This window comes from Streptomyces sp. WAC05292 (genome assembly GCF_003949955.1).
GTDB lineage: Bacteria > Actinomycetota > Actinomycetes > Streptomycetales > Streptomycetaceae > Streptomyces > Streptomyces globosus.
This window is the reverse complement of record NZ_RPSE01000057.1, coordinates 1-23882: the sequence shown is the minus strand read 5'-3', so window position 1 is coordinate 23882 and position 23882 is coordinate 1. Positions and strand designations below refer to the sequence as shown.

The 23882-nt window shown below is 73.4% G+C and carries 17 protein-coding genes; 8 read left to right on the top strand and 9 right to left on the bottom strand.

Annotation, left to right across the window (positions count from 1 at the left end):
- Nucleotides 1-72: 72 nt before the first annotated feature.
- Both EF903_RS09845 and EF903_RS09840 read left to right on the top strand, forming a co-directional pair.
- A complete protein-coding gene (locus EF903_RS09845; protein WP_260615039.1) occupies nt 73-2370 on the top strand; it encodes an MFS transporter in 2298 nt (765 codons plus the stop codon).
- Nucleotides 2371-2457: 87 nt separating this feature from the next.
- Nucleotides 2458-3102, top strand: coding sequence for a GAP family protein (locus tag EF903_RS09840; protein WP_125542809.1), 645 nt, complete (start codon nt 2458-2460; stop codon nt 3100-3102).
- 316 nt (nt 3103-3418) lie between these two features.
- Here the strand turns inward: EF903_RS09840 and EF903_RS09835 are convergent, their stop codons facing one another.
- Nucleotides 3419-5617 carry an XRE family transcriptional regulator gene (locus tag EF903_RS09835; RefSeq protein ID WP_125542808.1) on the bottom strand — a complete coding sequence of 733 codons (2199 nt, stop codon included), beginning with the start codon at nt 5615-5617 and terminating at the stop codon, nt 3419-3421.
- 362 nt (nt 5618-5979) lie between these two features.
- Between EF903_RS09835 and EF903_RS09825 the strand changes: the two genes are divergently transcribed.
- Both EF903_RS09825 and EF903_RS09820 read left to right on the top strand, forming a co-directional pair.
- Nucleotides 5980-6732 carry a hypothetical protein gene (locus EF903_RS09825; protein WP_125542807.1) on the top strand — a complete coding sequence of 251 codons (753 nt, stop codon included), beginning with the start codon at nt 5980-5982 and terminating at the stop codon, nt 6730-6732.
- A gap of 232 nt (nt 6733-6964) precedes the next feature.
- Nucleotides 6965-7627, top strand: coding sequence for a hypothetical protein (locus EF903_RS09820; RefSeq protein WP_125542806.1), 663 nt, complete (start codon nt 6965-6967; stop codon nt 7625-7627).
- Between the two features lie 54 nt (nt 7628-7681).
- On the opposite strand, the gene EF903_RS09815 is transcribed toward EF903_RS09820, so the two are convergent.
- Nucleotides 7682-10156, bottom strand: a complete 2475-nt coding sequence (locus EF903_RS09815; RefSeq protein ID WP_125542805.1) for a LuxR C-terminal-related transcriptional regulator — start codon at nt 10154-10156, stop codon at nt 7682-7684.
- A 100-nt stretch (nt 10157-10256) separates the two neighbouring features.
- Complete coding sequence (locus EF903_RS09810) at nt 10257-11423, bottom strand: NADP-dependent malic enzyme (RefSeq protein WP_125542804.1); 1167 nt, start codon at nt 11421-11423, stop codon at nt 10257-10259.
- Between the two features lie 215 nt (nt 11424-11638).
- Here EF903_RS09810 and EF903_RS09805 point away from each other — a divergent pair, with 215 nt between their 5' ends.
- From EF903_RS09805 to EF903_RS36070, 3 genes are all read left to right on the top strand, one after another.
- On the top strand, nt 11639-12988 hold the full coding sequence (locus tag EF903_RS09805; protein ID WP_125542803.1) for a peptide ligase PGM1-related protein: 1350 nt from the start codon (nt 11639-11641) through the stop codon (nt 12986-12988).
- A 5-nt stretch (nt 12989-12993) separates the two neighbouring features.
- Entirely contained in the window at nt 12994-14205 is a 1212-nt protein-coding gene (locus EF903_RS09800; RefSeq protein ID WP_125542802.1) for an MFS transporter, read from the top strand.
- Between the two features lie 378 nt (nt 14206-14583).
- On the top strand, nt 14584-15882 hold the full coding sequence (locus tag EF903_RS36070) for a DUF4157 domain-containing protein (protein ID WP_399420498.1): 1299 nt from the start codon (nt 14584-14586) through the stop codon (nt 15880-15882).
- Nucleotides 15883-16010: 128 nt separating this feature from the next.
- Here EF903_RS36070 and EF903_RS09790 read toward each other — a convergent pair whose 3' ends face one another.
- From EF903_RS09790 to EF903_RS09770, 5 genes are all read right to left on the bottom strand, one after another.
- Nucleotides 16011-16202: a hypothetical protein gene (locus tag EF903_RS09790; protein WP_125542801.1), complete on the bottom strand. Its 192-nt coding sequence runs from the start codon at nt 16200-16202 to the stop codon at nt 16011-16013.
- Between the two features lie 135 nt (nt 16203-16337).
- Complete coding sequence (locus tag EF903_RS35105) at nt 16338-16556, bottom strand: helix-turn-helix domain-containing protein (protein WP_260615038.1); 219 nt, start codon at nt 16554-16556, stop codon at nt 16338-16340.
- A 265-nt stretch (nt 16557-16821) separates the two neighbouring features.
- Nucleotides 16822-19737: a tetratricopeptide repeat protein gene (locus EF903_RS09780; protein ID WP_125542799.1), complete on the bottom strand. Its 2916-nt coding sequence runs from the start codon at nt 19735-19737 to the stop codon at nt 16822-16824.
- Nucleotides 19738-19746: 9 nt separating this feature from the next.
- Complete coding sequence (locus EF903_RS09775) at nt 19747-20082, bottom strand: hypothetical protein (RefSeq protein WP_185902596.1); 336 nt, start codon at nt 20080-20082, stop codon at nt 19747-19749.
- Between the two features lie 217 nt (nt 20083-20299).
- Nucleotides 20300-20749 carry a hypothetical protein gene (locus tag EF903_RS09770; protein WP_260615037.1) on the bottom strand — a complete coding sequence of 150 codons (450 nt, stop codon included), beginning with the start codon at nt 20747-20749 and terminating at the stop codon, nt 20300-20302.
- Between the two features lie 636 nt (nt 20750-21385).
- Between EF903_RS09770 and EF903_RS09765 the strand changes: the two genes are divergently transcribed.
- Nucleotides 21386-21853, top strand: coding sequence for a hypothetical protein (locus tag EF903_RS09765; protein ID WP_125542798.1), 468 nt, complete (start codon nt 21386-21388; stop codon nt 21851-21853).
- A gap of 511 nt (nt 21854-22364) precedes the next feature.
- Here the strand turns inward: EF903_RS09765 and EF903_RS09760 are convergent.
- Nucleotides 22365-23882 (bottom strand): helicase associated domain-containing protein (locus EF903_RS09760; RefSeq protein ID WP_185902595.1); only part of this gene is annotated, 1518 nt, incomplete at its 5' end.

The window sequence follows — 23882 nt, the reverse complement described above, 5'->3', positions numbered from 1 at the left end:
TGCCGATGCCGGAGGGCGGGACGGTGACGCCGCCGGTGAGCTGCACGGCGCCCCGCCGACCGGCGGGGCGCCGTGCAGCTCACCGGCGGCGTCACCGTCCCGCCCTCCGGCATCGGCAAGCCCGAGTCCACCTTCCACAGCGGCCCCCGGGAGGTGTCCGACCGGCACCGGCAGGCCCGCGAAGCGATCACCGGCCGGACCGACCACAAGGGGGAGGACGCCGGACCCGCCGCGCTCTTCCACCAGATCGGCATGACGGTGTTCCTGACACCCATGCTGGGCTGCCGGCAGGCGACCGCCCTCGCCCGGGCCAACGGCCGGACCGCCTCCGACATCCTGGAACACGCCGTGGACACGGCGAACCCGCCCCCCCGGGTCCTCGCCTTCTGCGCCGGGCGCATCGACGCCGAACGGCACGACGGCGACGTCGGCCGGCCGGCCATGGGCACGGCCGGCGCCGGGCACGTCCTGGCACACCCACGCCGGCGCGGGCGTCGACACGCCCTCCCGGCCGCCGTCGCGGAGCTGTTCCGGCGGGGGAGGGCCGCCGGCGGCGCCGCGGACAGCTTCTCCGGCCTCGTGGACCGCATGGGCAAGCCCGCATGGGGCCCCGGCGGCAAGAGCGCCGGCACCCCGGGCCCGAGCGGCCCGGGCTCCGGCGACGCCGGATGCCGTGTCATCCCAATGGGGCGATGTGCGACACGGCAGATCAGGCAAGACTCTCGCCAAGCCCCACTCCGCCCCGGAGGTTCCATGCCGAACAGCGGCGCGCCTCGCCCCGGCGTTCCGGGTGACGCCCCACCCCGGCCGTCACTCGTCCTGGCGTCCCTGATCACCGTTGCCGCGGTGGCCAACCTCAACCTGTCGGTGGCCAACGTGGCGCTGCCGGCGATCGGGAAGGCCTTCGACTCCTCACAGACCGCCCTGAACCTCATCGCCGTGGGCTACTCCCTCGGCCTGGCCGCATCCGTCCTCTACCTGGGTGCGGTCGGCGACCGCCACGGGCGCAAGACGCTGCTGCTCCTCGGCGTCGCCCTGTCCATCCCCGCCTGCCTGCTCGCCGCGTACGCCCCCGACGACACCGTCCTCGTGATGGCCCGGGTCCTCGGCGGCGTCTCGGCCGGCATGGCCTACCCCACCACCCTCGCGCTGATCACCGCCCTGTGGGCGGGGCCGGGACGGACGAAGGCGATCGCCCTGTGGTCGGCCCTGGGCGGCGGCATCTCCCTGCTCGGACCGGTGGTCGCGGGAGCCCTGCTCGAACGCTTCTTCTGGGGGTCGGTCTTCCTCGTCACCCTGCCCCTCGCCGTGGTCGCGCTGGTCATGGCCCTGCTGTTCGTCCCCGCGCACGCCAACGAGTCGGTCGAACCGGTCGACAACCTCGGCGGCGTCCTGTCCGTCCTCCTGATCGCCGGCCTGGTCCTGGCGATCAATTTCGCCGCCGTCCCCGGAGAGGGCGCACTGGTGATCGGCCTCGCCGTGGTCGCCGTGGCCGCCGGAGCGGCGTTCGTCCTGCGCCAGCGCCGGGCCCCCAACCCGCTGTACGACCTCCGCATCGCCGCCCGGCGCACGTTCTGGGTCGCCGCATGTGCGGGAATCATCGTGTACGGCGCCATGATGGGCTCGGCGTTCGTCAGCCAGCAGTACCTGCAGAACGTGCTCGGGTACGACCCCGTCGAAGCGGGCGCCGCCATCCTCCCCCTCGTCGTGATGATCGTGCTCGTGGCACCGCGGTCCGCGAAGCTGGTCGAGACGCGCGGCGCCCGCACCACCCTGCTGACCGGTTACGCGTTCCTCTTCCTCGCCTTCGTCTGGATGCTGCTGTTCTGGGGCGAGGACAGCAGCTACTGGCAGATCGGCTTCGCCTACGTGCTCATCGGCATCGGCGCCGGCTTCGCGGGGACGCCCGCATCCCACTCGCTGACCGGATCGGTGCCCGTACGACGGGCCGGCATGGCCTCGGGCACCGCCGACCTGCAACGCGACCTCGGCGGCGCCGTCATGCAGTCCGTCATGGGCGTACTCCTCACCGCCGGCTACGCCTCGGCCTTCAACGCGGCGATCGCCGCCTCCCCCGAGAGCAAGGACGTGTCGGAGCAGGTCCAGAGCGAACTGACGAAGTCCTTCGCCTCCGCCGGGGAGACCGCCCAGCAGCACCCCCAGTACGCCGACCAGATCGTCGCGGCGGCACGCCGGTCGTTCCTCCACGGCGACGACTGGGCCTACACCGTCGGCCTGGCCGCGATCGCCCTGGGCGCCCTGCTGGTCTTCACCCTGTTCCCCCGCCGCGACGCCGAGCGGGACCTCCTCCGGCGCTACGCCGACGAGGACTCCGCCTCCGCGTCCACCGCCGCCGAGAGGCAGCGGTGACCGCCACCCCCAGAGACAGGCCGGCCCGCCGGACCGGCACGGCCGGGACCCGGCACCCGGCCCCGACACCCGGGAGCGGCTGAACCCATGGTCCTCGACCTGCTGGTGATCGGTACGGCCGTCACCCTGGGCCCTTTGCACAACAGCGCCTTCATCCTGCTGCTCTCCACGCCGCGCGGCGTCCGCCTGGGACTTGCGTTCCTGCTGTCGTGGCTGGCCAACCTGAGCGCGGTCATCGTCTGCGTGATGCTGCTGACCGGCGGAAAGCCCCCGGCCCGCCACAGCGCCCCCTCGACCGCCGCGGACGCGGCGGAACTCGCCATCGGCGCGGCACTGGTGCTGTACGCCGCCCACCGGCACCGCCGACCGCCCCGCCCGCACGGCCCGCCGCGCTGGGCCGCCCGGATCGACAACGCCGCCCCGGCCACCGCGGCCGGGCTGGCATGGCTGCTGCAGCCGTGGGCACTTGTCGGCGCGGGCGCCGCCATCGCCGTCGACGCGGACCTCTCCACCCTCGCCGACTGGCTCGCCCTGACCGGCTACTGCCTGCTGGCCACCCTCACCCTCATCGTCATGGAGGTGTACGCCCTCCGAGCCCCCGCGGCCGCGCACACCCGCCTGAACGCCCTGCGAACCTGGCTGGAGCACCACCAGGAGCAGCTGGTCACCGCGCTCTCCCTGCTCACCGGCCTGTGGCTGACGGCCCGCAGCATCTACGACCTGACCGCCTGAAGCCCGCCGCCGAGCCGCCCACTCTGCACGCGGCCGCCGGCCGGCCGATCGGGCCCCTGTCCGGGTGGACCCACCCAACCGCGTGGAAGCGGAGGCGGGCCAGGAAGTTCCGGCCGCAGGAGTAGGGCCGGCCTGCTTTTGCCGGGGCGATCCGGCGTGGCAGGCCCGTCCGCGCGGAACCCGGGAATGCCCGTGCGCGGAGTTCCGGGGTGCGCCGTTCAAGCGGGCTGCACGCTCCCCGGCCGGCAGCGCGGCGACCTGACCGGTTCCGCCGACCGCGGAGAGGTGCGGGCGCCGGGAGCCCGGCCGGCAGACGTCACGTCCGCGTCGTGAGGCGCGCGACTGCCGCGTCGTACCGCTCCCGGACTCCCGCATCCGCCGAGACCCGCAGCAGGGCGCCGAGCGCCCGTACCGCGCCGTCCTCGTACCCGGCCGACTCCGCTTCCCGGGCCGCCAGTTCCAGTTGGGCGATGCCCCCGGCTTCGTCTCCGAGTCCGAGCAGCGCCTCTCCCTTCACCGCGAGCAGCAGTATCCGGGGCACGTCCGCCGTGCCCGGCCGATCGCCGAAGGCCAGTGCCGCGGCCGCCGTGTCGAGTGCCCGGCGCCATTCCCCGGCGTCGGCCCGGTGGCGGGCGAGGTGCTGCAAGGCCAGCCTCTCGATGGTCCGGTCCCCGGCCTCGCGCGCCAGCTCCACCGCCCGCTCGCACCCCTGCGCGGCCTCGTCCAGGCTCCCGAGCGCCGCCTGCGCCACGGCCAGGACGAGCAGGGCGTTCGCCTCGGCCGCCGCGTCACCTGCCCGGGAGGCGAGCGCGGAGGCAGCCCTCAGGTGGGCCAGCGCCTCCTCGATGCGACCTTCCTCGACCAGCACCCAGCCGAGCACGTTCAGGATGCGCGACTCACCGTGCCGGTCGGCGTCGGCCCGCGCCGCTGCGAGCCCGGTCTCCAGGAGCGGCACCCATCCGTCCCGCACACGCCACACGATCAGCGGCCACAGCACCATGACGATCCGCCAGGTCCTGCCGTGCAGACCGGCGGCGTGCGCCGCGGCCACCGCCGTCACGAGCTCGTCGCGGTACGCGGCGTACCAGGCCACGGCGGCGGCCCGGTCGCGGAACTCCCGCACGGCGGCGGGCGGCAGGTGGTCCGCGGGCAGGGGGAAGCACTCCTCGTTGCCGGGCTCGGACGCCGCCACGGCCGCGAGGCCCGTCGCCACGTAGTGGTCGAGTACGCGCGTCAGTGCTGCGGGCGCGACGTCCAGGCTCCGTGCGTAGAGCCGGACGAGATCGTGCATGGTCCAGCGCCCGGCCGCCGTCTCCGTGACGAGGTGCGCGACGGCCAGCCGCTCCAGACAGGCCTCGGCGGCTGCCGGGTCCGTGCCCGCCAGGGCCGCAGCCGCGTACCGGTCGACGTGCGTGCCCGGGTGGCGGCCGAGGTGCGCGAACTGGCGGGCGACGTCGGGCGGGAGCTCCTCCAGCGTCACCCGCAGCGCCGCCCGCACGCCGGTGTCCTCCACGTCCAGCAGGCCCAGCCGGCGCGTCTCGTCGGCGAGCTCGGCCGCCATCGCCTCCAGGGACCAGCCGGGCCGCTGCGCCAGCCGGGCAGCCGCCACCCGCAGCGCGAGGGGCAGCCCGCCGCAGAGCTCGGCCAGCCGGCGCGCGGCCGCGGGCTCCGCGCGCACCCGCTCCGCGCCGAGGACGCCGGCGAGGAGCACCGTGCCGTCCTCGGGCCCGAGGACGTCCACGGCCACGGGGCGCGCGGCGTCGGTGACGATCAGCCCCGGCAGCCGGTGCCGGCTGGTGACGACGGTGACGCAGCGGCGGCCTCCCGGCAGGAGCGGCCTGACCTGCTCGGAGTCCCGGGCATTGTCGAGCACCACGAGAAGCCGGCGGTCGGCGGCGAGCGACCGGAACAGCGCGGCCGCGCCGTTCGCCGACTCCGGCATCCGGTCGCGCGGCACACCGAGCGCCGCCAGGAACTCGCGGAGCACCTCCATGAGGAGGGGCTCGCCGGTGTCGCCGAAGCCCCGCAGGTCGGCGTAGAGCCGCCCGTCGGGGAATCCGGCACGGCCGCGGTGGGCCCAGTGCAGCACGAGGGCCGTCTTCCCGACTCCGGCGGGCCCGACGACCAGGCAGACGGGCGCCTCACCCGCGGTGGCGCGGGTCAGGGCGTCGAGCTCCGCCGCCCGCCCGTGAAAGCCGCGCGGCGCCCGCGGCAGCAGATCGGGCGCACCGCCCTGCGCAGCGGCATCCGCTCCGGCGGAAGCCCGCCGCGGGCGGCCCAGGCTCGCGGTGTGCTCCAACTCCCGCGCCCCGGCCCCGTCCAGGCCGAGGGCGGCGGCCAGCGCCTGCACGGTCCGGCGCTGCGGCCCCCGCGAATGCCCGCGCTCCATGTACGACAGCGCCCGCACGCTCACCCCCGCAGCGTGCGCCAGCTCCTCCTGGCTCAGCCCGGCCTCCGCCCGCAGACGGAGCAGAAGCGCGGCGAAGCCGCCGGTGGCCGGTGTACCGGTGTCCATGTCTGGATTTCCCCTGGTCAGTGCGGCCCAGCCGGAACGCCGTACCCCTCCCGCAAAAGTATGCACGACCTACTTTTGCAGGCGGCACGCACGGCTCGGCCCCTCCGGGGGAGGCGGAAACCGGATCCTCGGGCAGGGCGAGGACATCGTGGTGACGACCGGCGGTCCGCCCGGGGCAGGCAACGCGATCACGGCGTACGGTCCGTCCGGCGTCCTGGGCGATTCCGGGGCGAGGGCGACGGGCGGCCTGCCCACCGACCGCGGGAGCCCGATGGCCCGCACCGACATCGTGGAGGGCAGGATTCCCGCCAGGCACGGCTGCATGGCTCCGGCCGTACGGATCCGATGAGGCGGAGAACCCCATGAGAATCACCATCGCCGACGACTGGACCGCGACCGTCACGGGCGAACCGCCGGCGATCGCGCCCGGCTTCGTTTTTCGGGACTTCCGTGTGCGCGTCGCGGCGTACACGGATGTCAAGGAACGCGAACAGTTCCAGCTCGCCACATTCGGCAGCCGGGAATGGCTGTGGGACACCCCCGACGAGTTCCGCTTCGACCCAGCGAGCCGGCAGCTGGTCGGCGCCGAGTTCCAGCTGCCCGCCGAGGCAGCGGACGCGAGGGACGCCGCCCGCGTTCCCGCCCTGCCCGCCGTGCGCCCGGGCGGCCTTCGCGCGGACGAGGTCCGGGACTTCCGCCTGGAGGTGGCCTCGGACCTCTGCCGCGGCCCGGGGGACGCCGTACTGACCTGCCTGCGAGACCTCGACGTACTGGACGAGCCGCTGGACGCCCGGATCGGCATCGCACCCGATGTGGCGCTCCTCGTACGGCGGGGCACCGTCGTCGGCTGGAGCCTGACCGATCCCGTGCGCTACCTGACCAGTGGTTTCGCCTCCCCGGACCCCACTCCGCCCGCCCAGGCCACCCGGCTCCTGTTCACCCGCTGCCTCGACCTGGTCACCACGCCGCTCCTCGACGCGGTAAGGGACCGGGACCCGCACGCCCTCACCGCACTCCGGCAGCTCGAACACGCCCTGCGCAACCAGAAGGAGGACCGCCACCGGGCCGAAGCGCTGCTCGCATTCGTCGCGGAGCTGGTCGAGGACTACGGATAGCCAGAAGGCGACCGGCACGCACGAGACCACCCGGCAGCCGGGGCCGCTGTGCCCCATCAGGGGGAATGACGCGCTGGTCGTGCGTGACCGGGCAATCGGGCGTGCATCGTTCCCCCAGTGCGGGTGTGCGTGCGGCAGGGCGTTCGCGGCGCTGCCCGGACATCCGGTCCGCTCCACCGAGAAGGGATGCCCCGTGACCGCCACCAGCCAGTCAGGCCACCGTTCCCGACGCATGCGCGCCACCCTGGTCGCCGCCGCCGTCCTCGCCGCCGCCACCACCTTCGGCTCGGCCGGCCCCGCTCACGCCGCTTCGGTGTGCTTCAACGGCCTGACCCCGCTTCCCGTCGTCGACGGCGAGATCAACGGCACCGAGGGTGCGGACGACATCCGCTGCCTCTCGCTGACCAACGGCAACACTCTCAACGGCCTCGGCGGCGACGACACCATCCGCATCATCGGCCTCGTCGGCAGCCTCGGCGTGTACGGCGGCAGCGGCAACGACACCATCACCGTCCGCGCGACCCTCTCCGGGGGCTTCGGCAACACCGCGCTCGTCTCGGGAGGCGACGGCGACGACGTCCTCACCCTGGGAGGGCTGGAGCGCAACGGTGCCGAAGCCCGGGGCGACGCCGGGAACGACACCCTGAACATCGGGGTCATCGACCCCGGAGGCCGTGCCGAGGGGAACGACGGCGACGACCTCCTGCAGATCGACTCCAACGCGAGCACGGTGATGGCGGGCGCCGGCAACGACACCATCCAGGGGCTCCGGACAGACCGCATGTCCCTCACCCCCGGCTCTTTCACCGACGCCGGGGACGGCACCGACACCTGCCGCCTCCGCTACCCCGGAACCGGGAGCCCCGCCGTCGCCGGCTGCGAAGCCACCCCCTGACCGTGCGGCGCTCGCCGAGCTGACCGCCTCGCCGGAACTGCGATCTCGTCCCCTTCAGGGAGAGAGCATGCGGCGAGGTGCGGACAGGGCGAGCCTGGCCAGTTCGACGCGTGAGTGGATGCCCAGCTTCGCGTAGATCCTGCGCAGGTAGTAGTTCACGGTGTGCGGGGAGAGGTGGACCGCGCCGGCCACCTCGCCGTTGGTCAGGCCGTCCGCCACGAGCGCGGCGATGGTGCGCTCCGTCCCGCCGAGTTCCTCCCAGCCGGCCACCCCCGCCTCCGCACCGACCGGCTCGCGGGCGGTGTCGACCACGGCATAGCGGCCCGCGTGCTCCCTCACCAGCCAGGTCCGGCCCCGCCCCGCGGCGGACGAGCCGCGCTCCCCGAGCAGGGTCCGCAGGTCCGAGGCCGCGCAGGCGGCGGCCCAGGCGTCGGTGTGCTCGGCGGCGGCCCGGGTCAGACCGTCCGGGTCGCATTCGAACAGGGCCCGGGCGTGCAGGGCCGCCGTCTGCAGGGAGGGGATGTCGGGGTTGGCCGCAGCCAGGAGTTCGGCTGTCCGCAGGGCGGCCTGGCCGGGCTCCGGATTCCCGGCCGTACGGGAGAAGCGGACGAACCAGGCAGCCGCGCCCGGTTCCGCCAGGTGGAGCGGGCGCAGCGACGGCAGGTGCCGCCCGGGGCCGGTCAGCAGAGCGGTCGCGGCGAGGTGTTCGCCCTGTGCGTGCGCCAGGACCAGCTCCAGCCATGCGGCCGGTACGGGCGCCAACTCCGTCACCTCCGGCCCGAACTCCCGCAGCCGCGCGAGCTGCGCCGCGGCGCCCGCGGTGTCCCCGCGGCGCACCGCCACCCGGCACAGCGTGGACAGGGCCCACGCCTGCAGGGTGGCCGGCCCCCCGGCGGCGGCCGCCTCCCGGGCATCGAGGACGGCGAGGACCTCGCGGGCGGCGTGCTCGGCCTCCGCGAGCTCCCCGGCACGGACGTGGGCCTCGGCCCGTACGAGACCGGCCGCGGGCCCGAAGACGGCGAGGGGACCCGCGGGCGTGTCCGCGAGGACGCGGGCGACCAGCGCGCGAGCGGCGTCCGGCTCGCCCGCGCAGATCAGCCGCCGGGCTTGCGCCACCCGCGGGTAGGCGCGTTCGGCGGCGGTGTCGGGGGTGACGGGCTGCCCGACGGCGGCCGCACCCGAGCGCAGCGCCTCACCCACCCTGCCCTCGCTCCAGCGCAGTCCGGCCAGGGCGGTGGCGGCGGCGCGGCGGGCCTCGGGGCCGCCGTCGTGGAGGCGGTCGACCGCCGCCCGGGCCTGCTCGGCGCCGACCGGGCCGAAGCCGTCCGGGGCACCGCCCGTACCCACCATCACCAGGTCCAGGACCACCCGGCGCAGCGTGGCCGCCTCGCCGCGGGGCAGCGGCCCGTTCAGCGCGCTGCGGGCGAGCAGCAGGGCGGACTCGACGTATCCCGAGCCCAGCAGCGTCGCCAAAGCTCCCGTCACGCCCGCCCCGTCGTCCGCCGCGCTCCCCGGCTTGGCGCGCGCGGCGCCCTGGCGGCCGAGCGAGGCGAGGTCACGGGCGGGGAGGTCGTGCCCCGGGACGAGCCGGCGTGCCTCCTCGTGCAGGGTGGAGCGCACGCTGGGCGGGATCGCCTCGAACACGGCACGCCACAGCAGCGGCTGCTGGAAGGTGACTCCTTCGTCGGTGAGCCGCAGGACTCCCGTGGTGAGGGTTTCGTCGAGGGCGGGGAGCAGGGCCGCGGTACTGGTGCCCAGCATGGCGGCGGCCTGCGAGAGCTGGAAGGTGCGCCCCAGCACGGTGCCGACCCGCAGGAGTTGGGCGGATTCCCGGGACAGCTGGCGCAGCAGGCCGGCCACCGCCGCCTGGACGCGGGCCGGCAGCCTGCCCGGTGTCACCCGCACCAGCTCCCCGTCGGGGCTGATCCGGCCCTCCTCGCGCAGGCCCTCCAGCAGTTCGACGATCAGCCTCGGATTGCCGTTGGCGCAGGCCGCCACGTCCAGCAGGGCCGGCTGCGGCGCCACGGCGAGGAGGTCGGCGACGAGTTCCCTTACCGCCTCCCCGTCGAGCGGCGCAAGCTCCAGACCGGCGGCCGGCGGCCCGCCGGCGCCCTCCCAGGAGGCCTCCGCCGCCGGGTCGAGCCCCCCGGTGCTCGCGCTGCGCGCCAGCAGGACGGGGACGGGGGGCCGGGCCGCCCGGCCCGTGGAGCGGATGAGGTCGAACAGGGTGTCGGCGGATCCCGGCTCCGCGTCGTCGACGACGATCAGCGGAGGCGGGCCGGCCTGTCCCACCGCGTCGCGCAGGGCGGCACCGGCACTCCCGCGCAGCTCGGAGCCGTGGTGCTGGAGGACGGTGAACCCCCGGCGGCGTGCACGGTGCGCCGCGTCGAGCAGGAGCCGGCTCTTTCCGACGCCGGCCTGTCCGCCGACCACGAGGAGTTCGGGGTGTCCGTGAGCCGCTCTGTCCAGGAAGTCGCCCAGCCGCCGGAGTTCCCTCTCACGTCCGTATAAGGCCGTCAGCGCAGACATACGTTCTCTCCCTGAGCACCCGGCCCACCGCCTTCCGGTCGGCCGACCGGTATTGCACCACGGCGGAGACGGAGAACGTCAGGTCGCACGGGCGGAAGTATCAACTCCGCAGGGCGGCGGCGCGGACCGCGGCGGCGACGGCCGGTGTCACGCGCGGGTCCAGGGAGTGCGGGACGATCCGGTCCGCGGCCAGGTCGGGGGCGGCGACCGCGGCGATCGCCTCGGCGGCGGCGAGCTTCATCCGCTCGGTGATGCGGGTGGCTCCGGCGTCCAGCGCCCCCAGGTAGATGCCCGGCGAGGCGAGGGTGTTGATGACCTGGTTGGGGTGGTCGCTGCCGCCGGTGGCGACCACCGCGGCGTGACGGGCCGCCAGCCGGGGGTGGATCTCCGGTTCGGGGCTGGACAGCGCGAGGACCACCGGATCCGGGGCCATGGAGGCGATCCACTCGGGCGCGACACGCGCCCCGGACACACCGACGAACACGTCCGCTCCGCGCAGCGCCTCGGCCGGGCCGCCGTGCAGCCGCCGGGGGTTGGTCAGCGCGGCGAGCTCCGCCTTGACCGGGTTCATGCCCGCGCGGCCGGGGACGAGGATGCCCCGGGAGTCGAGCACGGTGACGTCCGTGACTCCCGCGCTCAGCAGGATCCGGGCGCAGGCCACGCCCGCGGCCCCGGCCCCGTACACCACCACCCGGCGGGTGTGCAAGGGCCGCCCCAGGACGGTGGCGGCGCCCCGCAGGGCGGCGAGCACAGCGATGGCGGTGCCGTGCTGGTCGTCGTGCATCACCGGGCAGTCCAGCGCCTCGGTGAGCCGCGCCTCCACCTCGAAGCAGCGGGGCGCCGCGATGTCCTCCAGGCTGACCGCCCCGAACGAGTGGCGCAGCCTGACCACGGTGTCCACGATCTCGTCCACGTCCGTCGTGGACAGCACGAGGGGGATGGCGTTGAGACCGGCGAACTTCTTGAGGGCCACCGCCTTGCCCTCCATCACCGGCAGCGCCGCGAGCGGGCCGACGTCGCCGAGGCCGAGCACGGCGGTGCCGTCGGTGACCACGGCCACGAGGCGCCCGGCCCAGGTATAGCGGGCGGCGAGGGCGGCGTCGGCCGCGATCGCCTCGCTCATCCGGCCCACGCCCGGGGTGTAGGCAACCGAAAGGGACCGCGCGTCGCCGAATGCGGTGGTGACCTCTACGGCCAGTTTTCCGCCGGTGTGGGCGGCGAATATCTCGGCATCCGTGACGGGCTTTTCAATCGTCGTGGTGATCATGCGGAAAAGGCTAGGCAGCCGGCCGCGGAAGGGGGACTACCCGCCCGGGTAGTCCTGCCCGCGGCCCCTTTCCCACTCGGTCGGGTAGTGGCCGCCGAAGGACGCCGACACCAGCATGGTGAGCACCAGGGCCCGTACGGCCCGGCCCCGCGGGCCCTTTCACCCCGCCGCCTTCCCGCCGACATCCCCACCCCGAGGAATAAAGAGAACCCACCATGGCAACCCTGATCATCAGCAACCAGCGCACCGAGGAAATGGTCGGAGACCTCGATTCGCTCACACCGGAATACCGCCGCTACGTCGGCAACCAGGCCCAGCGGATGGCCTGGTGCCTGGGCGAGGGGGACGTCCTCGTCCTTCCGACGGCCCCGGACGAGGAATTCCTGCGCCATGTGACCGGCCGGCTCGGCATCGACCGGGATGCGGTCCGGGTGCTCGTGCCCCCGCCGGGACGGTACGGCGAGGGCGTGCTCTCCCGCGACCGGCTGACCGGGGAGGCGTTCGTGGGGGAGCTGCGCGAGGCGGTCGCCGCACACGGGATCGACCGGGTCATGCCGTTCCACTTCGACAGCTCCGTGGCCGTCCTGGTCCGCGCCCTCGGCCTGGACGCCACCACGGCCGGCTTCGGCTTCCTCGACCAGAGCGGCGGCCGCCTCCTCAACAGCAAGGCCACCTTCCGGGCCGTCGCCGGAGGCGTCGGCGCCCCCGTGCCGGAGGGCGGGGTGTTCACCGCCCAGGAGGACGCGGCCCGGTTCCTGTGGGAGCGGCTCCTGTCCCGCGGACTGCCCGCCATCCTCAAGCAGGACTTCCACGTGGCCGGCTTCGGCAACGAGATCGTCAGCCCGGTCGCCGGGGTGGATCCGCTCGGCGCGCAGCGGACCGTGGTCGCCGCCGACCGCGAAGAGCTGGAGAAGTACCTCACCGACCGCTGGCCGTGGCTGACCGACGGGGGCCGGGGCAGCGTCGTCATCGAGCACTACGTCCCCGAATCGGTGCCCGTCTACGCGGAACTGCGCGTGGAGGAGCACGGGGTGGAGTTCACCGGGCACGGCGAGATGCGGATGAAGCCCGTCCTCAACGGGCTGATCGTGCCCGCCCCCTCGGCCTCCGCCGACGCCGTGGACTTCGCCGGCTTCCTGGAGGCGGCGGCCCGGTTGTGCGAGCCGCTGCACGCCATGGGCTACCGGGGCATCGTCAGCGTGGACGCCGTCGTCACACCGGACCGGGACATCCTCGTCAACGAGTTCAACTGCCGCACCGGCGGATCCACGCACATCCACCGGATCGGCGAACGCGTCGTGGGCGGCGACTACTTCACCGACCGGGTGCTCGTCGAGCTCCGCCGCTGCACCTTCCCGCCCTTCGCGCAGACGGTGCGCGCGCTGGAGCAGGCCCAACTCGCCTACGACCCGGCCACCCGCACCGGCGTACTGATCACGGTGGACGACAACGGCCCGAGCGGCGGCTTCGGCGAGTACTGCGTGGTCGGGGAGACCCTGGCGCACGCCGAGGAGCTCGAAGAGCGGGTGGCGCGGCTGTTCGCCGCCCCGGGCGCGGAGGGCTGAACGCCATGGCCGCCGAACGTTCCGGCTACCGGGCGCTCGTGACCCGGGACCTGCTGCTCTGGTCGCTGGCCGCACTGGCGTCCAAGGCCCCCGTGGCCATGGCCCCCCTGGCGCTGGTCTTCCTCAGCCGCGGGAGCTCGGGGGGCTACGCGCTCGGCGCCACCCTGGCCTCCGCCTACGTCCTGGGGGAGGTGGTGTGCGCGCCGCTGCTCGGCGCCCGCCTCGCGCGCAGGCCGATGCGCCGGGAGCTGGGCGCGGGACTGGTGGTGGGTGCCGCTGCCTTCGCCGCGCTGGCGCTGGCCGGGGACGCCCCCGCTCCCGTCCTGATCGCCCTCGCTTTCCTCGCGGGCGGAGCCCCGGCCGCCTGCCCCGGCGGCGTCCGGTCGCTGCTGACGCGCCTGGTCCCGGAGGAGTCCGTACCGCGTGCCCTCAGCGCCGAGGCCGTACTCACCCAGATCACCTGGGCGGCGGCGCCGGCCGTCGTGGTCCTCCTCGCCCTGCGGGTCTCCCCCGGGGCACCGCTGGTCCTGGCCGCGGTGCTCGCGGCGGCAGCCTGCGCCGTCCTCCTGCTGCTGCCGGAGCCCGCGGCCGCCGCGCCCGGCAAGGCGCACACCGGCCGCCCGATGACGCGGACCCTGCTGGCGGGCTGGCCCGTCTATCTGACGAGCGCGGCCGCGATGGCGATGCTCGCCACCGCCGAACTGGTCCTGCCCGCCCTGCTGGAGGACCGCGGCATCGCCCTCGGCTGGTCGGGGATCCTGCTCGCCGGGTTCGCCCTGGCCAGCGCACTGGGGGCGTTCTGCTACGGGTTGCGTTCCTGGCCCGGCACGGTCCGCGTGCAGAGCCTGGTGCTGCTCGCCGCGACGGCCGGCTGCGTCGCCCTGGTGACGGTCCTGCCGGGGCTCCCCGGGATCGCGGTCGCCCTCACAGCGGCGGGGGTGTTCCAGTCCGGGGTGATGGTGTCGCGCAGCCTCAGCCTCCGCGACCTCCTGCCCGAACACGCCCACGCCGCCGGCTATTCGATGATGTACGCCGTCCAGGGCGCCGGATACAGCCTGACGGCCTCGCTGTCGGCCCTGGTCCTGCAAGTGGCCGACGCCTCCACCGCCATCCTGGGCGGGGTGGTGGTCGCCGTGGCGATCACCGGGGTGAGCGCCCTGGCCGAGCGGGGCCCCGCCCGCACGGGGCAGCCCCTCGGGGCAGCCCAGGACACGTGAAACGCCACCCCTCCAGGCGCGACGCCCACCGATTCCCGAGCCACCTGGCGGCCGCCGCGGACGGTGGCCGTCCGGCGGCGAGGGGGGGCTACGCGCCGGGCCGGGGTCCCGCCCCGCCCCGGCCCGGCGGGGTGCGGGCGCGCCCGGCCGGACATCGGAAGGTGCCCGGGTTCTGCCCTTCCGGACCTTGCCGGTGATCCCCCGGACGTGTTTTCTGGCGCTGCGCAGTCTCCGGAAGGAACGCAGTTGTCGTCACGAATGCACCGTCCTGATCGGCACCCGGGAGCGCGGTCCGCGGCACCCGGCGAGCCCGCTCCCGGGGACCGGGCGGGAATCTTCGCCCTTCAGCGCGCCGCGGGCAACGCCGCCGTGCTGCGCATGCTCCAGCTCTCCGGCCACCCCTACGCCCGGCGCAGGGACCAGCACGTCCACGGCGCGGGCTGCGGTCATCAGCAGGAGGCCGACGGGCAAGCACCGGCGGTCCAACGCTCCGCGGTCCACGATGTCCTGTCCGGCACCGGCCGCCCGCTCGACACCGGTCTCCGCGAGGAGATGGAGTCCCGCCTGGGCGCGGACTTCTCCGATGTCCGCATCCACGACGACCCGGCCGCCCGTGCCTCCGCCGCCGGGATCGGCGCCCGCGCCTACACCAGCGGCAGCCACGTGGTCCTCGGTGACGGGGGAGGCGACAAGCACACCCTCGCCCATGAGCTCACCCATGTCATCCAACAGCGCCGGGGTCCCGTCGCGGGCACCGACCGCGGCGACGGACTCAGCGTCTCCGACCCGGACGACCGCTTCGAGCGGGAGGCCGAGGCCAACGCCACCCGGGTGATGAGCGGGCCTGCCGCGTCCCCGTCCGCAGCCGTCCAGGAGCCCGCCGAGGCCGGCGGAGGGCATCGTGCCGGGCACCCTGCGGTCCAGCGGATGATCATGGAAGTGGACCCCGCGACCGGGGACCCCCTCTTCGCGCTGACGGACCCGCAAGAAGCCGAAGAACACTTCGCGGAGCAAGGCCTCCCCGAAGAGATCATGCAAGGACTGCGGAACGCGGCCGCGTCCGGTGAGCTCTACACGGTCGCCGAGGCGATGGCGCGAGCACGCCACACGATCACCGGCGCGGTCAACCTCATCACGCCGGGCGAGGGCCGGCTCATCGCCCACCTGGCGCGCAATCGCGGAAGTGTAGGGGTCTACGACCCCGACATGTCGGCGGCGGCGCCGGCGGTCCTCCAACATGCCGGGGTTCCCGCCGGTGCGGCACAGCTGACCCGGGGGTCCATCACCGAGTTCGGCCACCACAGGTCCCACACCGACATCTTCGTGCCGCACCCGGGACCGTGGGTCATGACGGCCCCTCCGAACGATCTCGCTTCCTGCCTGGACCACGTCATGGGAACGGCGAGCAAGGCCTACGTACTGACCGACAACGAGCCCACCCAGGGGTTCGCGGAGCGCCTCATCGCGAGGATCCAGCAGATCAACACGGCGAACGCCCAGACGCCGGACTACATCCCCCTGACCTTCACCGTGGAGGAGCCCGCATCGCAGGGGAACGACCCGGTGGAACTCGCCGAGCCGGGCTCCGACATCTACGGCGGCATCGACTCCACCAGCGTCCCTTACCAGCCCGTCCACTACCCCGACTACAAAATCATCAGGATCTCCCGAGGATGACCAGGCCCCGGGCAGGCTGCCGGCCCGCGGGCCCCGGAGCGATGCCCGCGCCGAGGGGGAGTACGACGGCGCCGGCCGTGAAGCGCCGGTGAGGACGATCGCCCAGCGCGGGCAGCGCCTGCGGCCGCCTACACCTCGTTGAAGCCGCGTGCAGCGTCGCGGACGTCGAGTTCGATGAAGACTGTGTCGGTCGTATAGGCGAGGTGGCTGCCGGCACCCTCGGGATCGGCTGCGATCCTGTCGACCAGACGCAGAAACGTCCCACGGTCTTCGCCGGGCATGTAGTCGCGGAACCGCACCACCTGCTCGGTGAACTGCACTCGTCCATTCGGCCAGGCCGGCAGAACCACGCAGCCGGCAGCTTGGATTCAGTCGCCGTCGGCCCCGTGGCTGCCATTCCTCCGGGACAGCCGGTGGAGACGGAGGGCGAGGCGGAGGGCGCTGTCGGGGGTGTTTCAGTCGGGGCCGAGGAGTTGGGCGACGCGGTCGGTGCGCTGCACGACCGTGTCGGCGTGGACGTGGAGGGCGTCCTCGGCGCGGGCGAGGCTCGCGCCCTGGTCGTAGTAGGCGTGCAGGGTGCGGCCGCGTTCGGTGTCGCGTTCGGTGTCGCAGGCGAGCGCGGGGCCGAGGACGCGGTCCCCGTACGCGGCGACGCCCCCGCGGTCGCCGTCCAAGCCGCCGATGAAGCCGAGGGCGGCGGGGCGGTCCGGGGCGGTGCGGGGCCCGCGAGCAGGTCGTCGAGGAGTGCGCCGCGTTTCCGGTCCTCGGCGACCGAGCGGCGGACCAGCAGCAGCGTCGCCGTGACGAGCGCCGACCGTTCGAACAGCCGGCGCGCGGCGGCCTCCGAGCGCCCCGCCCGCCACGTAGAAGATCGTCGACCTCCTCCATGCCGGATGCGGAGTGGGCAGGGCAGCGGATGCAAGAAGCGATCCGGCCCCTTCACGGGCGGCCATCCGCCGCCTTCGCCGCATCCCCCTCCCGCTCCTGCCAGTAGGCGAGGTTGTTTCTTGTGGTGACGGTTCGGGGGTGGTCGGGTCCGAGGACCTGCACCTGGTCGGCCAACAGTTCGGCGAAGGCGCGTGCCGCTCCCGCCGCATCCCCCGCCTCCCCTCTCCAGTAGGCGAGGTTGTTGCGGGTGGCAAGGGTGTCGGGATGGTCGGGTCCCAGCACCCGGATCTGGTCGGCCAACAGCTCGGCGAAGGCTTGCGCCGCTCCCGCCGCGTCCCCCGCCTCCCCTCTCCAGGAAGCGAGGTTGTTCCGGGTGGTGAAGGTTCTGGGATGGTCGGGCCCCAGCACCCGGATCTGGTCGGCCAACAGCTCGGCGAAGGCTTGTGCCGCTCCCGCCGCGTCCCCCGCCTCCCCTCTCCAGGAAGCGAGGTTGTTCCGGGTGGCAAGGGTGTCGGGATGGTCGGGGCCCAGCACCCGGACCAGGTCGGCCAGCACGTCCGTGAAGGCCTGTGCCGCTCCCGCCGCATCCCCTGCCTCCCCTCTCCAGTAGGCGAGGTTGTTGCGGGTGTTGAGGGTCTTGGGGTGGTCGGGGCCGAGGATTCGGATGTGGTCGGCCAACAGCTCGGCGAAGGCGTGTGCCGCTCCCGCCGCGTCCCCTGCCTCCCCTCTCCAGGAGGCGAGGTTGTTTCGGGTGGTGAGGGTGTCGGGGTGGTCGGGGCCCAGCACCCGCACCCGGTCGGCGAGGAGCTCGGCGAAGGCCTGTGCCGCTCCCGCCACATCCCCCGCTTCCCCTCTCCAGGAAGCGAGGTTGCCTCGGGTGGTGAGAGTTTTGGGGTGGTCGGGGCCCAGTACCCGGATCTGGTCGGCCAGCAGCTCGGCGAAGGCCTCCGCCGCTCCCGCCGCGTCCCCCGCTTCCCCTCTCCAGTAGGCGGAGTTGTTACGGGTGTTGAGGGTCCTGGGGTGGTCGGAGCCGAGGACCCGCAGCTGGTCGGCCAACAGTTCGGCGAAGGCCTGTGCTGCTCCCGCCGCGTCCCCTGCCTCCCCTCTCCAGGAAGCGAGGTTGTTCCGGGTGGTGAGGGTGTCGGGGTGGTCAAGGCCCAGCACCCGCACCCGGTCGGCCAACAGTTCGGCGAAGGCCTGTGCTGCTCCCGCCGCGTCCCCTGCCTCCCCTCTCCAGGAAGCAAGGTTGTTCCGAAGGGTGAGGGTTCCCGGGTGGTCGGGGCCGAGGCGGTGGGCGGTGATGTCGGCGAGGCACCCGAAATGGTCGATGGCGGCGGCGACCTGACCGGCTTCGCCGAGGCTGCGGCCCAGGCGGAACAGCAGCGCGTGTGCGTCCGGCTGGTACAGGGCTTCCGCGGCGTGGCGCGTCAGCGCGTCGGTGTTGGCGCGCAGGGACTGCGCGAGGTCGATGTCGCGTTCGACGTCGGGCCAGGCTGCTGCGAGGGCGTCGGCGGCGGTCCGCGCGGTCTGGTCGTGCCGGCCGGGGGTGAGGGTGTCGCGGGCGGCGCGCTGGATGAGCTGGTGGACGCGGACGGCTTGGTGGGGGGTGCTCGGTGTGTGGTCGATGAGGCTGAGCCGGTCCAGGGCTCTGAGAGCGCCGAACGCTTCCTCTGGGGTGACGGGCGCGGCGGGGTACTGCCGCTTCCACCGCCACCACCTGGGTCGCCGTGTTCGTTCAGGGCCGGCGGTGGTGCGGTGTGCGGCAAGGTAGCTGCGCGCTTCCGGGCTGGTCAGGACGTCGTGGGGGATGCCGTTGGCGTCGAGGAAGGCGGCCAGGCGGAGCATGGGGCGGGCCAGGCCGACGGGGCGGAGCGCGTCGGCGCGGTCGATGGAGAGGGACCAGGCGGCGGCGAGGGTGGCGGCGTGGTCGTCGGGCAGGGCGTCGGGGGAGAGGTCGGTGAGCTTGGTCGCCCGGTCGGCCAGCAGCTTTCGGTAGGCGGCTGCGCTCTGTCCGGAGTCGATGAGGTAGGCGGCTGCCTGGGCCAGGGCCAAGGGCAGGTGGCCGAGGTCGTGAGCCAGAGCGGTGAGCTGCTCGGCGGGCTCGTTGCGGCCCTGTGCGCCCAAGGACGCGGTGAGGTAGGCGGCGGATTCGTCAGGGGTGAACACGCCGACCTCGATCCGGCGTCGGCCTTGCCCGAACAGGGCGGCATCGCGCCGGCGGGTGGTGAGCAGGACCCGCCCGTACGGAGCGGTGGGCGGCCAGAGGCCATAACGTCGGCCGGGGTCGTCGGGGTGGACGACGAGGTCGCCGGGGTCGGCGATGTCGTCCAGGACGATCAGCCACCGGCATGGCTGCTGCCCGGGCTTGGGGGCCAGCCAGGCCAGGAACTCCTTCGCGGCCCGTTCGGGGTCGTCGGGGTCGGCCCGGCACAGTTCCACGCAGGCCTGGGCGTATGCGCTCACGACGGACGACCGGGTGCTCGCGGTGACCCAGACCAGGACGTCCAGGGCGCCTTCGTCCCAGGCGGATCGGGCGTAGTCGGCGGCGAGCTGGGTCTTGCCGACCCCGCCCATCCCGGTGAGCACCTGGCAGAGGACCGCGGTGCCCCCGTCGGCGACCGCCGCCCGCAGCCGGTCTGCCTCGGCGCGGTGGCGGAAGGAGCGCGCCGAGGCGGGGACGACACCGACCTGGTGCGGCCAGGAGGCCGGCCCCCTTGGGGCGCGCTGCACGGTCAACGTGTGTACGTACCCGCTGATGGCGGTACTGCCCCCGCTGGCCGTGACGTCGCCGGTGCGGGACAGGCGCACCGAGGCTGCAGACCCCGGGCCGCCGCCTCGCGGGGCGGGTCCCCGGTAGCCGGTCACGGCGGTCTCGTCGGCGGCGGCCTCGGCGCTGCCGGTGTCCGCCACAGCCACCGACGGCTCGGGAGCGTTGCCCCGCGCCCTGCGCGACGATGCTTTCGCCATGGTGCGGGCCTAATTCGAGTAGTCGATGCCGGAGACGGAGTTCTTGCCGCTGGCCTCCCCCGTCCGGTCGGCGACGGCCGAGCCGCGGCCCCGGCCGCCAGGCCGCCGGATGCCGGTAACACCGCCCCGGTCGGCGTTCCCGGTCCGCGTGGCCCTGTCCGCCGGTCCGGCAGAGGACGGGCGCTGGAGCAGCGCCCAGACCAGGGCTGCGATGCCGGCGGCGGCCTGAACGGTCGCCCCGGCCAACTGCCCGGCATTGGCCCCGCCGAGCAGCCACAGCAGCGGTGTGGACAGAACCACGCCCACCGCCGCCACGATCACCGTGATCTTCCACCCCTGAGACATACCGGCTCCCCCTCGCCCGACCGCATGCCGCCAGCGGCTGACGGCTCGCCGCATTATCCCGGGGACCAGGCGTACCCGCCGGGGAAACTACCTCCTCGGCACCCCCTGCCGCCAGGCCCGCCGCGGGCGACCATCAGAGGGCGGGCGTCGCCAAATGGGCTCCAGGCCACGGCTTCGGCCCTCTCGCGTGCACGGGCTCAGCGGGCGAACGCTTCGATCAGGCTGATGCCGTGGCCGTCTCTGCCATCGGCACGGCGGCGACGCCGAACGGGTCGGGGTGGTCCAGCTCGATGGGGCGAAGGAGAAGTTGACCGCGGCCTGGATCAGCGGCACCAACTCGCCGCCGGGCTGCGGCGCGGGGGCCGGCCTCCAGTCCGGGGCGACGGACGCCCAGCCCTCGGGGCTGCGGGACAGGAGCTGCTCGGCGGAGAGGAGCCGGTGCAGGACGTGCCCGGGCCGCGGTGGCGAGCACCATGTTCAGGCCCGGGGCCGGGCCCACGATCGGCAGCTCGCAGGCCGCGGCGACACCGTGGGTATCCCGGGCGAGGACAACCTCGTTTGCGCCGACCGCCGCGGCGATGTTCGCGAGCTCCGCGATCCCGGCGAGCGCGTCCTGGCCGACTTTGAGCGGGCGCACCCGGATCAGACCGACCTGCTCGTCGCGCACCAGCGGCATCATCAGCGGGCGCGGCACAACCCCTTCGGCCGGCGAGGCGGTGTATGTCTCTTCGCGACGCCGACCAGTCCGTTCCACATCCGTGCTTCCGCGGGAGCCTCCTGCCGTCTTGCCGATCCGATCACTGCAACCTGCAACGGCGTTCGAGGCTGTGTCAGCGGAATGCCATCCGCTTCGGGTCGTTCCTGAACTGCGCGGACGGTGGTACGGCCGTCCGAGGTCGGCACCCGGATCACCGGCACCGACCTGGGTCCCCCTGGAGGCGGCCCGGTCCACCGTGCTCTCCGAGCGGGAGGTCTCCGCCGCCGAGGCCGCGCCCGGCCGCGCGGCCGAACCCTGGCGGCCCTGCGGGTACCTTGGGGGCTTTGGCCGGCGACCTCGGCTCGGAGTGCGACTGCCACCCGGGGGAAGCCGACGGCAACGCTTCCGAAAGTCCCTGCAGGTCGGTACACGACACGCAGCTGATCCGGATCTTCCTCTTCCGATACAGGCATGTGCGATAACCCGAAAGATACGTCATACACGGCTCCTGGAGCGGCTCACCCCGGTAAAATGCCAAATGATCACGAGTTGCACGCGGGGAGCGTCTCCGCCACCACTCACGAGAAAGTGGCATCGGGAGGAATCATGCTCAAGCTGAACGCCCCCATGGGTGGCCCCTCCGGGTTCAGGACGGTAATTTCAAACGACGACTACCCGGAATCTCAGTACGGATACACCGGGCCGGGGTGGAGCTGGATGTGGGTAAATTCCCCGTTCGCCTTATCCTTCGTGGAGGGCCAGTTCACTCGCAGGGTTTTCAAGCAATATCAGACGTCACATCGCGACCTGCGGTCCTTCGTCGGAGAAAGCCTAGCGCCCAACGATCTGCGCTGGTCCAAAGCGTGCGCCGCCGCTCTTCGTGACACGACAGCGCAGGAATTCATTCTGGTCTGTGAGATCTGGGCATTCGCCTCATTCGAAGTCCGCTCGGGCGGGAGTGCGGAAGCAGGCACGGCCTTCTACAACGGATGGGTCGCAGCCATGAACGCCGATCCGCAGGCCACATACACACTGCAGTGGTCCGAGAAGCCCACCGTCATACTGATGAGCTGACCACGGCTCCCATGCCATCCCACTCCCCGTGAGGCGTTCCCGGTGTCAGAACCAGGCCCACTTCCTGACCTGCCATCCGCAACCGTTTGTCCCACAGAGGGAATCGGGCCTTGCGCCCATTTCGTAGCCGCTACCAGCGTCAGCGCACAGCCATGCAGGCCGGTACGAGGAGATACAGGCGGTATGTCATCCACATCCCGTACCGCCCGCAGTCGCGAGCCGGTCTGCGAGGCAAGGCCGAGGGCCGGCCCCGGACTTCGAGCCGAGCTCAGCGCAGCACCCGCCTTGAGGCGGCCCGTGTCGACCATCCGGTCGCCCGGGCAGCGTCGCCGCCTGCCGCGCCGCCCCGGATCTTCCGCTCGGTGGCGTCGAAGCCGGCCGGCCCTGTGCCACTTCCCCTTCCCCCGGCCGCTGCACCGGGTGCTGATGCCGGAATACAACCCCGACGGATGTCGGAGCTGTAAATGCGGTGTGGCGCCCGTTTCCGGGGGGAGCGCCACAGCGTTTCCAATCAGCCCGCCCAGTCGACGCCCAGCTTTGCGAGCGAGTCGAGCTGTTCGGTGGTGAGCTTGTCGCGTCGGCTCTTGGTGTTGGAGACCCACACGCCCAGCTTCACCACCACCGGCTCCACTTCGTCTTCGACCGTGATCTCCTCGCTGTGGGCGCGGGGTACGGGCCGGTCCGCACCTTCTCGTTCGACCCACTGCGCAAGGGCTGTCAGGCCTCGTTGGAATGCCTGCTGCGCTTTGCTCGGCCCTTTCGCCCCGTGACTGGCTGCGGGGGCGGGAGAGGGCACCTCAAGCGGCTTCACGCCCAGCGCGGTCAGCCGCTCCTGCTGCTCGGGCTTCAGCCGCGCCCAGGTGGCCGGCTGTTTCTGCTGCTGGAGCCATCGGCCGATGTCGTCGCCGTCGAATTGCACTCCGGGTGCGATGTCGGGGAGCTGCCCGTCCGGCTCGTCGGCGGCGAGGTCGGCGAGGACGCGCTGGTGGCGCTGCCAGTTCAGTGGCCAGGGGCAGTTCCAGTCGGGGTCGATCGCGGTCAGCTGTGCCGCGCGCGCGGTGGCCCGCTCGGGGTCCTTGCCCAGGCCGTTCTTTGCGCCTTTGCGGCGGAGGTTGGCCATGTGCTGCCCGATGGGCACCATCGCCTCGCCCTCACCCCACATGGCGTCCTGCCGGGGTGCGAGGTGTCCGGTGGCCTTCCGGTAGGACCGGAGCACGGCGAGCTTGGCCTCCCACGCCTCCTCACCAGGCTCCCACACCATCCCAGCCTCGGGCGCGTCCAGCAGTTCCTTGCGCCGGTCCTCGAGTTCCCCGGTGCGCAGGGCTTTGCGCTGCTGGTGGACCCACCGGCCGAGGGGGAAGTCCTTGGTGACGCCGACTTCGGTCTCGGTGTCGTAGGGGACGGCGTGCAGGCCGGTGATCTTGTTCTCCCGGCGCCAGCGCAGCAGGGCCTGGTAGCCCTCCAGCCAGGCAAGGGACTCGGGCCGGTAGACGCGGGTACGCAGGAAGGCCGCGATGGTGGCGGTGTCGCGCGGGCTGGAGAAGTGCAGCAGCGCGGACTCGGCACCGTCGTGCTCCTGGTTCTCGCTGTCGCTTTCGCCGCCGGCCCTGAGGATCTGCCCGTCCTGGTCGCGGCGTAGGTGGATCTTGCGCTTGCCGTGGGTGAGGGCGCGGGAGGCGAGCTGCTCGACGAGTCGTTCATCATGACTGCGGAGGCCCTGGAGGACGGCTACAAGGGGGCGGAAGCTCGCGGAGGCCACCATGTCGTTGGGGTCCTCGCCAGGCTCCAGGAAAATGGGCACGATGATCCGGGCGATCTTCGTGGAGCCGTCCCTGTTGAGCCGGAGTGCGCGGCCGATGTTTTGGACGATTTCGACTTGGGAGCCGCGGGTGTCGGCGAAGCAGATCGCTTCCACCCCGCGCTCGCCGGTGATGTCGACGCCTTCGCCGAGGACGCGGACGGAGGCGAGGAACGCCCGGTGTACGCGCCGGTTGTTCGCGTCGATGCCGTTGGCGAACTGCCGCAGGAC